The sequence below is a fragment of the Streptomyces sp. SolWspMP-5a-2 genome, from assembly GCF_900091845.1.
Taxonomy (GTDB): Bacteria; Actinomycetota; Actinomycetes; order Streptomycetales; family Streptomycetaceae; genus Streptomyces; species Streptomyces doudnae.
This window is the reverse complement of record NZ_FMCI01000236.1, coordinates 1-13,587: the sequence shown is the minus strand read 5'-3', so window position 1 is coordinate 13,587 and position 13,587 is coordinate 1. Positions and strand designations below refer to the sequence as shown.

General features: G+C 72.4%; 6 protein-coding genes, 3 tRNA genes and 2 pseudogenes. 4 read left to right on the top strand and 7 right to left on the bottom strand.

The window, feature by feature from the left end; genetic code table 11:
* Positions 1 to 532: 532 nt before the first annotated feature.
* The 3 genes from GA0115242_RS23490 to GA0115242_RS23480 form a co-directional block, all read right to left on the bottom strand.
* Positions 533 to 606 (bottom strand) — tRNA-Ile (locus GA0115242_RS23490).
* A gap of 167 nt (positions 607 to 773) precedes the next feature.
* A tRNA-Asn gene (locus tag GA0115242_RS23485) sits at positions 774 to 846 on the bottom strand.
* A gap of 5 nt (positions 847 to 851) precedes the next feature.
* Positions 852 to 924: transfer RNA gene (locus GA0115242_RS23480), tRNA-Asn, on the bottom strand.
* 140 nt (positions 925 to 1,064) lie between these two features.
* On the opposite strand from GA0115242_RS23480, the gene GA0115242_RS23475 reads away from it, so the two are divergent.
* The 4 genes from GA0115242_RS23475 to GA0115242_RS23460 all read left to right on the top strand — a co-directional run bounded on the left by GA0115242_RS23475 (position 1,065) and on the right by GA0115242_RS23460 (position 6,779).
* Entirely contained in the window at positions 1,065 to 1,370 is a 306-nt protein-coding gene (locus GA0115242_RS23475; protein ID WP_093831631.1) for a hypothetical protein, read from the top strand.
* Between the two features lie 147 nt (positions 1,371 to 1,517).
* Positions 1,518 to 2,972, top strand: coding sequence for an FGGY family carbohydrate kinase (locus GA0115242_RS23470; RefSeq protein WP_093831629.1), 1,455 nt, complete (start codon positions 1,518 to 1,520; stop codon positions 2,970 to 2,972).
* A 145-nt stretch (positions 2,973 to 3,117) separates the two neighbouring features.
* A complete protein-coding gene (locus tag GA0115242_RS23465) occupies positions 3,118 to 4,851 on the top strand; it encodes an ABC transporter ATP-binding protein (RefSeq protein WP_093831627.1) in 1,734 nt (577 codons plus the stop codon).
* Positions 4,851 to 6,779 carry an ABC transporter ATP-binding protein gene (locus GA0115242_RS23460; RefSeq protein WP_093831625.1) on the top strand — a complete coding sequence of 643 codons (1,929 nt, stop codon included), beginning with the start codon at positions 4,851 to 4,853 and terminating at the stop codon, positions 6,777 to 6,779. The genes GA0115242_RS23465 and GA0115242_RS23460 overlap by 1 nt, the downstream gene beginning before the upstream one ends.
* A 74-nt stretch (positions 6,780 to 6,853) precedes the next feature.
* Here the strand turns inward: GA0115242_RS23460 and GA0115242_RS23455 are convergent.
* The 4 genes and pseudogenes from GA0115242_RS23455 to GA0115242_RS23440 form a co-directional block, all read right to left on the bottom strand.
* Positions 6,854 to 8,146, bottom strand: a pseudogene (locus tag GA0115242_RS23455) (RNA polymerase sigma factor).
* Between the two features lie 145 nt (positions 8,147 to 8,291).
* On the bottom strand, positions 8,292 to 10,190 hold the full coding sequence (gene dnaG, locus GA0115242_RS23450) for a DNA primase (RefSeq protein WP_093831623.1): 1,899 nt from the start codon (positions 10,188 to 10,190) through the stop codon (positions 8,292 to 8,294).
* Between the two features lie 28 nt (positions 10,191 to 10,218).
* Positions 10,219 to 11,483: pseudogene (locus GA0115242_RS23445) on the bottom strand (NAD(P)/FAD-dependent oxidoreductase).
* Positions 11,484 to 11,638: 155 nt separating this feature from the next.
* Positions 11,639 to 12,910: a deoxyguanosinetriphosphate triphosphohydrolase gene (locus tag GA0115242_RS23440; protein WP_093831621.1), complete on the bottom strand. Its 1,272-nt coding sequence runs from the start codon at positions 12,908 to 12,910 to the stop codon at positions 11,639 to 11,641.
* Positions 12,911 to 13,587: the final 677 nt, after the last annotated feature.

Below are 13,587 nucleotides of genomic sequence, written 5' to 3'. Positions count from 1 at the left end.
GGCACGCCCCCGGCGACCGGGTCGGCGGCGGACGGCTCCTGCGCGCGGCCGTTCTGCTTGCCGCCCGGGGTGAGGGCGGCGCCGGGATCCTCGGCCGCGCCCCGCATCGTCACCGCCCGGCGCACCGCCATCGGCGCACCGCCGGACGTGCCCGATCTGGGCGGTATGGAATGGGAAGGATCATGCTCACGTGCCATGCAATTTCCTTACTCATGTCTGGGTTCGACAGCACGTCACGCCCCGGTGCCCGTGGCACCGTCGTGGGGTCCTCTGCCGAACCCGTCGGTCGGCAGAGGGAGTTGGGGCGGAGCGGCGGGGCCATCGACGGGTGGGCGACGGGACGGTGCGCCGGGTCGGGCAGACGGGGGTGGAGTGACGCGCGTGAACGGTTCGGGCCCCAGGAGAACGTACAGGAACGCCCTCGGCCACGGACGGCCGAGGGAGACACCGGGGGGAACCAAAGGGGTGGGCCGTCCGATCCCGGACATGTCAGAGCCGCAGGCAAGAACGATTCTTCGCCTACGGCTCGCGGTGGGGCGGCTGGGACTCGAACCCAGGACCGACGGATTATGAGTCCGCTGCTCTAACCGGCTGAGCTACCGCCCCTCGCGGCGTGTCGCGTACAAGTGTGCGCGCCGTCTGCCGCAGCATAGCCGCTCATACGATCTCCTGCTTCGTATGGCCGACTTCGCATGCCCTTGAGGACTCCGCCGTGACCTGCGCGGTTCCTGCGGACATGAAAAAGGACCCCATCGGGGTCCTCGTTCAGCATGCTCCCCCGACTGGACTCGAACCAGTAACCTGCCGGTTAACAGCCGGCTGCTCTGCCAATTGAGCTACGGAGGACCGAGCTCCCCCGACTGGACTCGAACCAGTAACCTGCCGGTTAACAGCCGGCTGCTCTGCCAATTGAGCTACAGGGGAATGCCTCGTTGCATCGAACGCACCTACCTGGGTATCCGCCAGGGGGCGGGCGTTCGCTGCGACACATACATTAGCGCAAGCAGGGGGGTGCTCCGCCAATCAGTACCCCCCGGCACCGATACGAGGGAAGGGCAGCCACCATGCGCTACAAGCTCACGTTCGTCTCCGGCCTGGCGCTGGGCTACGTGCTGGGCACGCGTGCCGGGCGCGAGCGGTACGAGCAGTTGAAGAAGTCGGCACGTCAGGTCGCGCAGAACCCGGCGGTCCGCAACACCGCCGAGTCGGCCGCCCAGCAGGGCCGCCACTTCGCGGGCAAGGCGTACCACGTGGTCAGCGAGCGGGTCGGGGACCGGGTCCCGGACTCGGTCACCCAGCGGGTCCGCTCCCTGCGGGAGCGCGGCCGGACCGCCACGACGGCGGACGACTGGGGCACCAGCAACACCTGACCGCCTTCTTCGCACGGTTCCCCGGCGCCCTCGCGGACGCCGGGGAACCGTGCGACCAGCCACAACACACACCCATCGGGCCGGGCGCGCGCGCCCGCGCGGCTCCCACGGCCCGAGCAAGCCCGCCGGTACGGCAGAATTTTGGCCATGGGGATAGTCGCCGGGTTGGACAGCTCACCGGATTTCACGCGCATCGTCGTCTGCGACACGGACACGGGTGCCGTGCTCAGGCAGGGCTACGCCCCGCATCCGGTCGACGGCGCGGACGGCGCCGCGCGCCCCTCCGACATCGACCCCCAGGCCTGGCTCCTCTCCCTCGGCGAGGCGGCGGGCGGCGGACTCCTCGAAGGCGTGCAGGCGATCGGCGTCTCCTCGCAGCAGAACGCGCTCGTGCCGCTGGACGCGCAGGGCAACACCGTGCGCCCGGCCATGGTCGGCGGCGACCGGCGGGCCCAGGTCGCGGCGGCCGACCTGATCGACGGACTCGGCGGGCGCGAGGAGTGGGCGCGGGCCGTGGGCGCGGTCCCGCAGGCCGCCCACCCGGTGACCAAGCTGCGCTGGCTCGCGAAGACCGATCCGGACGCCGCCCACCGCACCGCCGCGCTGCTCCAGGCCCACGACTGGCTGGTCTGGCAGCTGCTGGGCCGTCCCGGGCGCCGGACCACCGACCGGGGCGGCGCCTCGGGCACCGGCTACTGGTCCGCGGCCCAGGGCGGCTACCGGCACGATCTGGTGGAGCTGGCCCTCGGCCACCGGACGCTGCTGCCGGACGTGATCGGCCCGTCCGAGGCCGCCGGTACGACACCGGAGGGGCTGCTGATCTCCGCGGGCACCGGCGAGACGATGGCCGCCGCCTTCGGGCTCGGCATCGGACTCGGCGACGCGGTGGTCTCGCTGGGCGCCTCCGGCTCGGTGATGGCCGTGCACCCCGAGGCCCTGGTCGACCAGAGCGGGATGATCACCTCCCTCGCCGACGCGACCGGCATGCACCTGCCCGTCGTCACCACCCTGAACGCGGTGCGGACCCTGCGCGGGGCCGCCGAGCTGCTCGGCCTCGGGGACCTGGAGGCGCTGAGCGAGCTGGCGGTGAAGTCCACCCCCGGGGCGCACGGCCTGGTGATGCTGCCGTACCTGGAGGGCGAGCGGACGCCCAACCTGCCGCACACCGCCGGGACGCTGGCCGGGCTGCGCCGGGAGTCGATGCGGCCCGAGCACCTGGCACGGGCCGCCTTCGAGGGGATGCTGTGCGGGCTCGCGGACGCGCTGGACGTGCTGCGCGGCCGGGGCGTGGAGGTGCGGCGCCTCTTCCTGCTGGGGGCGGCGGCCGAGCTGGCCGCGGTGCAGGCGGCGGCCCCCGCGCTGTTCGGCGTGCAGATCGTCGTGCCGCAGCCCGCGGACTACGCGGCGATCGGGGCGGCGCGGCAGGCCGCCTGGGCGCTGGGCGTCTCGCAGGGCTCCCTCGATCCGCGCACCCCGCCCGCCTGGCAGCAGCCCGCCGCGCAGGTGCTGGAGCCGGGCGAGGAGCTGGCCGTCGGGCAGGCCGTGCGCCAGCAGTACGTGTCGGTGCGGGAACAGACACATCCGGGCGCGTTCCGCTCCTGATCCTCCAGGAACGTCACGTTCCGCCCGGAAGGTCGTAAGAAGCGCCGCTGTCGGGTTAATCAGTTGAGGTAACACCGGTGGAGTGCAGGACGATAGGAGCCTCGGGCATCAAGCCCGCTCCACCGCCGACTCCGAGAGACGTAGCGTGCTCATACGACTACTGCGAACCTATCTCAGCCCCTATCGAAAACCCCTCACCCTGCTGGTGGTGCTCCAGCTCCTGCAGACCTGCGCCACGCTCTACCTGCCGACCCTGAACGCGCACATCATCGACAACGGCGTCGTCAAGGGGGACACCGGCTACATCCTCTCCTTCGGCGCCCTGATGATCGCGATCTCGCTGGTCCAGGTCGCGTGCAACATCGGCGCCGTCTACTTCGGCGCCCGCACCGCCTCGGCGCTCGGCCGGGACCTGCGGGCCGCCGTCTTCGACCGGGTGCAGTCGTTCTCCGCCCGGGAGGTCGGCCACTTCGGGGCGCCCACGCTGATCACCAGGACCACGAACGACGTCCAGCAGGTCCAGATGCTGGCCCTGATGACGTTCACCCTGATGGTCTCCGCCCCGATCATGTGTGTGGGCGGGATCGTGCTGGCGCTCGGCCTCGACGTGCCGCTCTCCGCGGTGCTGGTGGCCGTGGTGCCGACCCTGGGCATCTGCGTGACGCTCATCGTGCGGCGGCTGCGCCCGCTGTTCCGGTCCATGCAGACCCGCCTCGACACGGTGAACCGGGTGCTGCGCGAGCAGATCACCGGCAACCGGGTGATCCGCGCGTTCGTCCGCGACGGCTACGAGGGCGAGCGGTTCCGCGCGGCCAACGGCGACCTCACCGAGATGTCGCTGCGCACCGGCAACCTCCTCGCGCTCATGTTCCCCGTGGTGATGACGACGGTGAACCTGTCGTCGATCGCGGTGGTCTGGTTCGGCGCCCACCGCATCGACAGCGGCGGGATGCAGATCGGCGACCTGACCGCGTTCCTCGCCTATCTGATGCAGATCGTCATGTCCGTGATGATGGCCACCTTCATGTTCATGATGGTGCCGCGCGCCGAGGTGTGCGCCGAGCGCATCCAGGAGGTGCTGACCACCTCGTCGAGCGTGGTCCCGCCGACCGCGCCGGTCACCGAGCTGCGCAGGCACGGGCATCTGGAGATCCGCGGCGCCGGGTTCCGCTACCCGGGTGCCGAGGAGTCCGTGCTGAAGTCCATCGACCTGGTCGCCAGGCCCGGCGAGACGACCGCCGTGATCGGCTCCACCGGCAGCGGCAAGTCCACCCTGCTCGGCCTGGTCCCCCGGCTCTTCGACGCCACCGAGGGCGAGGTCCTCGTGGACGGCACCCCGGTCGCCGACATCGATCCCGAGCTGCTCGCCAGGACCGTCGGCCTGGTGCCGCAGAAGCCGTACCTGTTCGCGGGCACCGTCGCCACCAACCTGCGCTACGGCAATCCGGACGCCACCGACGAGGAGCTGTGGCACGCGCTGGAGGTGGCGCAGGCCAAGGAGTTCGTGGACCGTCTGGAGGGCGGCCTCGACGCGCCGATCGCGCAGGGCGGCACCAACGTCTCCGGCGGCCAGCGCCAGCGGCTCGCGATCGCCCGCACCCTGGTGCAGCGCCCGGAGATCTACCTCTTCGACGACTCGTTCTCCGCGCTCGACTACGCGACCGACGCGGCGCTGCGGGCGGCGCTCGGCCGGGAGACCGCCGAGGCGACCGTCGTCATCGTGGCCCAGCGGGTGGCGACCATCCGCGACGCCGACCGGATCATCGTCCTGGACGAGGGCCGGGTCGTCGGCACCGGGCACCACCGGGAGCTGATGGCGGGCAATGAGACCTACCGGGAGATCGTGCTCTCCCAGCTGACGGAAGCGGAGGCCGCCTGATGGCCGGTCCGATGGGGCGGATGATGGCCGGGGGCGGCCCCGAGACCCGTTCGATGGACTTCAAGGTGTCCGGACGGCGCCTGATCGCGCAGTTCAAGCCGGAACGGGTGACCATCTACGCGCTGCTGGCCTGCGTGGTCGTCAGCGTCGGGCTGAACGTGATCGGCCCGAAGATCCTCGGCAACGCCACCGACCTGATCTTCGCGGGCATCGTCGGCAAGCAGATGCCGGCCGGCACCACCAAGCAGGAGGTGCTCGCCGCGATGCGGGCGCGGGGCGAGGGCGCGCTCGCCGACGTGCTGCGCTCCACCGACTTCACGCCGGGCAAGGGCATCGACTTCGGCGCGGTGGGCGACGTCCTGCTGCTGGCGCTCGGCACCTTCCTGGTCGCCGGGCTGCTGATGGCGGTGGCGACCCGGCTGGTCAACCGGGCCGTGAACCGGACGATGTACCGGCTGCGCGAGTCCGTGCAGGGCAAGCTGGCCCGGCTGCCGCTGTCCTACTTCGACAAGCGGCAGCGCGGTGAGGTGCTGAGCCGGGCGACCAACGACATCGACAACATCGGGCAGACGCTCCAGCAGTCGATGGGCCAGCTGATCAACTCGGTGCTGACCATCGTCGGCGTCCTCGCGGTGATGTTCTGGGTGTCGTGGCTGCTGGCGCTGGTCGCGCTGGTGACCGTGCCGCTGTCGTTCGTGATCGCCACCCGGGTGGGCAAGCGGTCGCAGCCGCACTTCGTGCAGCAGTGGCGCACCACCGGCAAGCTGAACGCGCACATCGAGGAGATGTACACCGGGCACAACCTGGTGAAGGTGTTCGGGCGGCAGCGGGAGTCGGCCGAGCAGTTCGCCGAGCAGAACGAGGCGCTGTACCAGGCGGGGTTCAAGGCGCAGTTCAACAGCGGGATCATGCAGCCGCTGATGATGTTCGTGTCGAACCTGAACTACGTGCTGGTCGCGGTGGTCGGCGGGCTGCGGGTGGCGTCGGGCGCGCTCTCCATCGGTGACGTGCAGGCGTTCATCCAGTACTCGCGGCAGTTCTCGATGCCGCTGACGCAGGTCGCATCGATGGCGAACCTGGTGCAGTCGGGGGTCGCCTCCGCCGAGCGGATCTTCGAACTCCTCGACGCCGAGGAGCAGGCGGCCGACCCGGTGCCCGGCGTGCGGCCGGACGAGCTGCGCGGGCGGGTCGCCCTGGAGAACGTCTCCTTCCGGTACGACCCGGAGAAGCCGCTCATCGAGGACCTCTCCCTCAAGGTCGAGCCGGGCCACACGGTGGCGATCGTCGGCCCGACCGGGGCGGGCAAGACCACCCTGGTCAACCTGCTGATGCGGTTCTACGACGTCTCCGGGGGCCGGATCACCCTGGACGGGGTGGACATCGCGGAGATGTCCCGGGACGACCTGCGGGCCGGGATCGGCATGGTGCTCCAGGACACCTGGCTCTTCGGCGGCACCATCGCGGAGAACATCGCCTACGGCGCCTCCCGCGAGGTCACCCGGGGCGAGATCGAGGAGGCGGCGCGGGCCGCGCACGCCGACCGGTTCGTGCGGACGCTGCCCGACGGCTACGACACGGTGATCGACGACGAGGGCACCGGCGTCAGCGCCGGGGAGAAGCAGCTGATCACCATCGCGCGGGCGTTCCTGTCCGACCCGGTGATCCTGGTCCTCGACGAGGCGACCAGCTCGGTCGACACCCGCACCGAGGTGCTGATCCAGAAGGCGATGGCCAAACTGGCCGCCGGGCGGACGTCGTTCGTGATCGCGCACCGGCTCTCCACGATCCGGGACGCGGACACGATCCTGGTGATGGAGAACGGCTCGATCGTCGAACAGGGCACGCACGGCGACCTGTTGGCGGCCGAGGGCGCCTACGCGCGGCTGTACCGGGCGCAGTTCGCCCAGGCGGTCGTCGACGTGGACTGACCGGGGCGCGTCCGGCAGCGTGTCCGCGGGGGCCGCTCACACCTTCGGCGGGGAGGTGCTGGGCGGCCCCCGCGTCAGTCCAGGTAGCCGCGGAGCTGGTCCGCGAAGGCGTGGTCGCGGAGCTTGTTGAGGGTCTTGGACTCGATCTGCCGTATCCGCTCGCGGGTCACGCCGAAGATCCGGCCGATCTCCTCCAGGGTGCGCGGGCGGCCGTCGGCGAGTCCGTAACGGAGCTGGACGACCTTCCGCTCCCGCTCCCCCAGCGTCGACAGCACGGCCTCCAGGTGCTCGCGCAGCAGCAGGAACGCGGCCGACTCGACGGGGGACGCGGCGTCGCCGTCCTCGATGAGGTCGCCGAGCGCGACGTCGTCCTCCTCGCCGACCGGCGCGTGCAGCGACACCGGTTCCTGGGCCAGCCGCAGGACCTCGCCGACGCGTTCGGGGGCCAGGTCGAGGTGGGCGGCGACCTCCTCGGCGGTCGGCTCGCAGCCGCGCTCCTGGAGCATCCGGCGCTGGACGCGCACCACGCGGTTGATGAGTTCGACGACGTGGACCGGGACCCGGATGGTGCGGGCCTGGTCGGCGAGGGCGCGGGACATGGCCTGCCGGATCCACCAGGTCGCGTAGGTGGAGAACTTGTAGCCGCGGGCGTAGTCGAACTTCTCGACCGCCCTGATCAGGCCGAGGTTGCCCTCCTGGACCAGGTCGAGCATGGTCAGGCCGCGGCCGACGTAGCGCTTGGCGACGGAGACGACCAGGCGCAGGTTCGCCTCGATCAGGCGGCGCTTGGCCATCCGGCCCATCACGACGAGACGGTCGAGGTCCAGGACGAGCCGCTCGTCGAGCCCCGTGGTGGTGCCCAGGCGCTCCTCGGCGAAGAGGCCCGCCTCGACGCGGCGGGCGAGGTCGACCTCGTCGGCGGCGGTGAGCAGCGGGATGCGGCCGATCTCGCGCAGGTACTGGCGGAACAGGTCGGAGGAGGGGCCGCCGGTGTCGGCGCGGCCGCGCGGCGGTTCCGGCGGTTCGTCGGCCGGTTCGGTGGCCGTCTCCGCCGCGGCGGCCGGATCGGCCGGTTCGGCGGGGGCGTCCTGCGGGGGGTGCTCGGCGCGGTGCTGCGGGGGGACCGCGCCGAGGTGGTCGCTCTCCGCGTCCGGCGCGGCGCCGGACGCGGCGAGGTCTGTCTGGGCGAGGGTCTGGGTCTGCACGGGGGCGACCTCCAGGATGATCGCTGCCAAGGGGTCGGGCAGCGGTACTTCGGGGGGCGGAGTCGACGGCCTCGCCGCGGTCCGTCCCGTACGCGTCGAGCGGAACCGAGGGGATCGGGAACCCGGGTGGGACGGCCGGCCGTGCTCCGAGGACTCAGGCACCGCCACCCAGTGTGGAGTACGACACATCGCCGCCACGAGGGGCGTGCGAGGACTTTCTGCGTCCGGTGCGTGACCGCGTGATTACCCTCGGGGCGCGGCAGGGTGAACGCGCCCGCGCTGACCTGGCCGGACGGCGGCGGGCGGGTCAGAGAGCGGCGACGCCGTGCTCGCGCAGGGCCTGGTCGTACTGCTGGAGCACCCACAGCTCGTTCTGGACGGCGGCGAGCTGGCCGGGGTCGCCGCCCGCGGAGAGCCGGGTCATCTGGGACTGGATGTCGCGGACCCGGCGTTCCACGGCCCGGCGGCGGACCTGGACGAGCACGGTGCCCGCGTACACCTCGTCGACCGCGCGCCGCATGATCGGCTCGACGGCCAGCTCGGTGACCATGGCGCGGACGGCGTCGTCGGGGGCGGACTCGCGGACCCGCAGCAGGTACTCGTGGTCGTCCTTGACGCCGTTCTCGGCGCCGCCCGCGTCCATGATCGCCTGGCGCACCGAGGCGTAGGGCGCGGCGGTGAACTCGTCGACCCCGTAGGCGTCGACGGCGGGGGCGACCAGGTCGGGGCGCTGGAGGGCGAGTTTGAGCAGCTCCCGTTCGGTGGCGTAGACGGGGTTGCGCAGGGTGAGGGCGGGCCCGGTGAGGGCGGGGCGCGGCGCGGCCTCGTACTGCTGCGGTCCGCGGGCGGGGGCGGGGCCCCGGCCGCCGCGGTCGCGGGCCCAGCGGGCGAGCTGGGCGACGCGTTTGACGACGAACTGGGTGTCGAGGATGCCGACCATCCCGGCGAGCTGGACGGCGACCTCGTGCTGGGCGCCGCTGTTCTTGATCCGGGCGACGATGGGCGCCGCCTCGTCCAGCGCGGCGGCGCGGCCCGCGGGGGTGTCCAGGTCGTAGCGGACGACGATCTGGCGCAGCGCGAACTCGAACAGCGGGGTGCGGGGTTCGACGAGGTCGGCGACGGCCTCGTCGCCCTTGGCGAGCCGCAGTTCGCAGGGGTCCATGCCGTCGGGCGCGATGGCGATGTACGTCTCGGCGGCGAACTTCTGGTCGTCCTCGAAGGCGCGCAGGGCGGCCTTCTGACCGGCCGCGTCGCCGTCGAAGGTGAAGATCACCCGGGCCGAGCCGTTGTCCATCAGGAGGCGGCGCAGGATCTTGATGTGGTCGCCGCCGAAGGCGGTGCCGCAGGTGGCGATGGCCGTGGTCACCCCGGCGAGGTGGCAGGCCATGACGTCGGTGTAGCCCTCGACCACGACCGCGCGGCTGACCTTGGCGATGTCCTTCTTGGCGAGGTCGATGCCGTAGAGGACCTGGGACTTCTTGTAGATCGCGGTCTCGGGGGTGTTGAGGTACTTCGGTCCGTTGTCGGACTCGTAGAGCTTGCGGGCGCCGAACCCGACGACCTCGCCGCCGATGTCCCGGATGGGCCACATCAGGCGGCCGCGGAAGCGGTCGATGGGGCCGCGGCGGCCTTCCTGGGAGAGGCCGGAGAGGAGGAGTTCCTTGTCGGTGAAGCCCTTGCCGCGCAGATGGCGGGTGAGGTGGTCCCAGCCCTGGGGGCTGTAGCCGACGCCGAAGTGGGCGGCGGCGGCCTGGTCGAAGCCGCGTTCGGCGAGGAAGGTGCGGCCGGTGTCGGCCTCGGGGTGGGTGTCGAGCTGTTCCTTGTACCACTGGGCGGCGGCCTTGTGCGCCTCCACCAGCCGGATGCGTTCGCCGCGCTGGTGGGCGGGGTTGTAGCCGCCCTCCTCGTAGCGCAGGGTGATCCCGGCCTGGGCGGCGAGCCGCTCGACCGCCTCGGAGAAGGAGAGGTGGTCGACCTTCATCACGAAGGTGAGGGTGTCGCCGCCCTCCTGGCAGCCGAAGCAGTGGAAGAGTCCCTTGCTCGGGCTGACCTGGAAGGACGGCGACTTCTCGTCGTGGAAGGGGCACAGGCCCTTGAGGTTCCCGCCGCCCGCGTTGCGGAGCTGGAGGTACTCGGAGACCACCGCGTCGATCGGGACCGCGTCCCGAACCGCCTTCACGTCCTCGTCGTTGATCCGTCCAGCCACGCGTGAATTCTACGGTGGTGCGCGGGACCTACGGGACGAGGCTTTCGAGCGGAACGTGCGGGTCCGCCAGCGCGTCGGTGTCCACGGGGGTCCTGGAGCGGATCAGCGCCTGGATGGGCTCTGTGACGTCCCACACGTTGACGTTCATCCCGGCCAGCACCCGGCCGTCCTTGACCCAGAAGGCGATGAACTCGCGCTTGCCCGCGTCGCCCCTGATCACGACCTGGTCGTAGGTGCCGGGGGGCGCCCAGCCCGAGTACTCCATCCCGAGGTCGTACTGGTCGGAGAAGAAGTAGGGCACCCGGTCGTAGGCGACGTCCTGGCCGAGCATGGCGCGGGCGGCGGCCGGGCCGCCGTTGAGGGCGTTGGCCCAGTGCTCGACGCGCAGGCGGGTGTCGAAGAGGGCGTGGTGGAAGGAGGCCACGTCGCCCGCCGCGTAGATGTCGGGGTCGGAGGTGCGCAGCCGTTCGTCGACGGCGATGCCGCCGCCGTGCTCGCGGGGGGCCAGCGCGAGACCGGCGGCCTCGGCGAGGCCGGTGCGCGGGGCGGCGCCGATCGCGGCCAGCACGTCGTGCGCGGGGTGCTCCTCGCCGTCGTCGGTGCGGGCGGCGAGGACCATGCCGTCCTGGCCGACGATCTCGGTGAGGCTCACCCCGAAGCGGAAGCGGACGCCGTGCTCGCGGTGCAGGTCGGCGAAGAGGCCGCCCAGCTCGGGGCCGATGACGCCGTGCAGCGGGGTGGGGCGGGTTCGACGACGGTGACCTCGGCGCCGTACTCGCGGGCCGCGGCCGCGACCTCCAGGCCGATCCAGCCGCCGCCCGCCACCACGAGGTGTCCGTTGTCGCGGCCGAGGGAGGCCAGGACGCCCTTGAGGCGCTCGGCGTGGGCGAGGCGGCGCAGGTGGTGGACGCCGGCGAGGTCGGTGCCGGGGATGTCCAGGCGGCGGGGTTCGGCACCGGTGGCGATGAGGAGCTTGTCGTAGCGGACGACGGTGCCGTCCTCGCCGAAGCGGACGGTCTTCGCGGCGCGGTCGACGGCGTCGACGGTCTGGCCGAGGTGCAGCTCGATGTCGTTGCGCGCGTACCAGGCGGGCTCGTGCACGAAGACGCTGTCGCGCTCCTCCTTGCCGAGCAGGTACCCCTTGGAGAGCGGGGGCCGCTCGTAGGGGTGGTCGCGTTCGTCGCAGATCAGTATCACCCGGCCGGTGAAGCCCTCCGCTCGGAGTGTCTCGGCCGCCTTCGCGCCGGCGAGTCCGCCTCCGACGATGACGAATGTCTGATCCGCGTCGACCACGTGATGCCTCCTCGTAAGGGTGCCGCCACATGCGAGCGTCCCGCACGGAGCGTGATGGGGGAAGGGGGAGTGGCCCGATCAGGCCACGGAGGGTCACCTTCGGGCGCTTTTCCCTTCACACCCGTGTCGGACCCCGTTCACCCGTATCCGTCGGCTCACGCGTACCCCGTCAGCCGGGTGTGCAACGAACGGGCCGAGGCGTCGGTGAGGGAGGCGATCTGATCGACGATCACGCGCTTGCGGGCGCGGTCGTCGGGCGCCGCGTCGAACAGGGCCCGGAACTGGGGGTCGAGCCCGTCGGGCGCGCGCACGGTGAGCGCCTGCGCCAGCTCGGCGACGACGACCCGCTGGTCGGCCCTGAGCAGTTCCTGCTCGACCCGCTGCATCACGTACCGGTCGGCGACCGCCTTGAGGACGGCGCACTCCAGCCGCGTCTGCCGCGGGACGACGAGTTCGGCGCCGTACCGGGTGAGGCGGCCGGTGCCGTACGCGGCGCGGGTGGCGCTCTCCGCGCCGAGGCAGAACCGGCCGATGAGCTGGCTGGTGGCGTCCTTGAGGCGGGCCTGGGCGACCGCCGAGCCGTCGTAGCCGTGCGGCCACCACTCCTGGTCCTGGAGCCGGTCGAGGGCCTCGGCCAGTTCGGCGGGGTCGGTGTCCACGGGGACGTAGCGGCCGACGGCGACCGCGAAGACCGCCTGCCGCTCGGGCTCGGCGTGCAGGCAGTTGGGGTCGATGTGACCGGCGTGCAGGCCGTCCTCGACGTCGTGCACCGAGTAGGCCACGTCGTCGGCCCAGTCCATGACCTGGGCCTCGAAGGTGGTGCGGGTGCCGGGGGCGTCCCGGCGGGCCCAGTCGAAGACCGGGCGGTCGTCCTCGTAGACGCCGAACTTCGGGGACTTGGGGTCGGTGGGGTGGGCGCCGCGCGGCCACGGGTACTTCGTCGCCGCGTCCAGGGTGGCGCGGGTGAGGTTGAGGCCGACGGAGCCGTCGGGGGTGAACCGCTTGGGCTCGATGCGGGTGAGCAGGCGCAGCGACTGGGCGTTCCCCTCGAAGCCGCCGCAGTCCTCGGCGAATTCGTTGAGCGCCTGTTCGCCGTTGTGCCCGAAGGGCGGGTGGCCGAGGTCGTGGGCGAGGCACGCGGCCTCCACCAGGTCCGGGTCGCAGCCGAGGGCCGCGCCCAGCTCCCGGCCGACCTGGGCGCACTCCAGGGAGTGGGTCAGGCGGGTGCGGGGGCTGGCGTCCCACGCCTGGGTCCTGGTGCCCGGGGTGACGACCTGGGTCTTGCCCGCGAGGCGGCGCAGGGCCGAGCTGTGCAGGATGCGCGCGCGGTCGCGCTGGAAGGCGGTGCGGCCGGGCCGCTTGTCGGGCTCGGGGGCCCAGCGTTCGGCGGCGGCGGAGTCGTAACCGGTCGGAGGTGCGGGTGCCATGGTCCGACAGTAAGCGGCGGGAGTGACATCACGGGCGTCCGGGGGTGCCTGGCGGGGTGCGGGTGAGGTGGAGGGGACCAGTCGGGCCCGGGGCGCCCGATCGGACTGCGGGCGCCCGGTGGGGCGGGGGTGCCCGGTGGGACAGGGGTGTGCCCGGGGTGCCCGGTGGGATCGGGGTGCTCAGGAGGCCTGGTGGGGTCGGGGTGCCCGGTGGGGCCGGGGTGCTCTGTGGGGCCTGGTGGGGCCTGGGTGCCCGGTGGGGCTGCGGGGCGAGGTCGGGTGCGCAGTGCCTGGTGGGGTGTCGGGCGTGCCGGGGGCGTCTGGTCGGGTGCCGGTGGGGTCGGGGCGCCTGGTCGGGTGCGGGGGTGAACCGCCCGGCGCGGACTGACGTCTCTCTGTCGGACGCCGGGGCTCGGCGCGGTGGGGCGGGCGGAGAGGGATCGGGCGGGGCGGGGGCGGACCGGGTGGCGGCGGACGGGACCGGGCCGGGAACGGACCGGACGGCGGAGGGCAAGGCCGGGGCGGCAATGAACCGGACGGTGACGGACGAGGCTGGGACGGAAGCCGACCGGACGACGGCGGACGACGGCGGAGCGGAAGCCGACCGGGTGGCGGCGGACGACGCCGGGACGGCAACGGACCGGGCGGCAGAGGGCAAGGCCGGGACGGCAACGGAC

Coding starts and splice junctions, on each gene's coding strand:
- GA0115242_RS23440 (WP_093831621.1), bottom strand. CDS start 12,910: ATGGCACCCGCACCTCCGACCGGTTACGACTCCGCCGCCGCCGAACGC.
- GA0115242_RS23475 (WP_093831631.1), top strand. CDS start 1,065: ATGCGCTACAAGCTCACGTTCGTCTCCGGCCTGGCGCTGGGCTACGTG.
- GA0115242_RS23470 (WP_093831629.1), top strand. CDS start 1,518: ATGGGGATAGTCGCCGGGTTGGACAGCTCACCGGATTTCACGCGCATC.
- GA0115242_RS23460 (WP_093831625.1), top strand. CDS start 4,851: ATGGCCGGTCCGATGGGGCGGATGATGGCCGGGGGCGGCCCCGAGACC.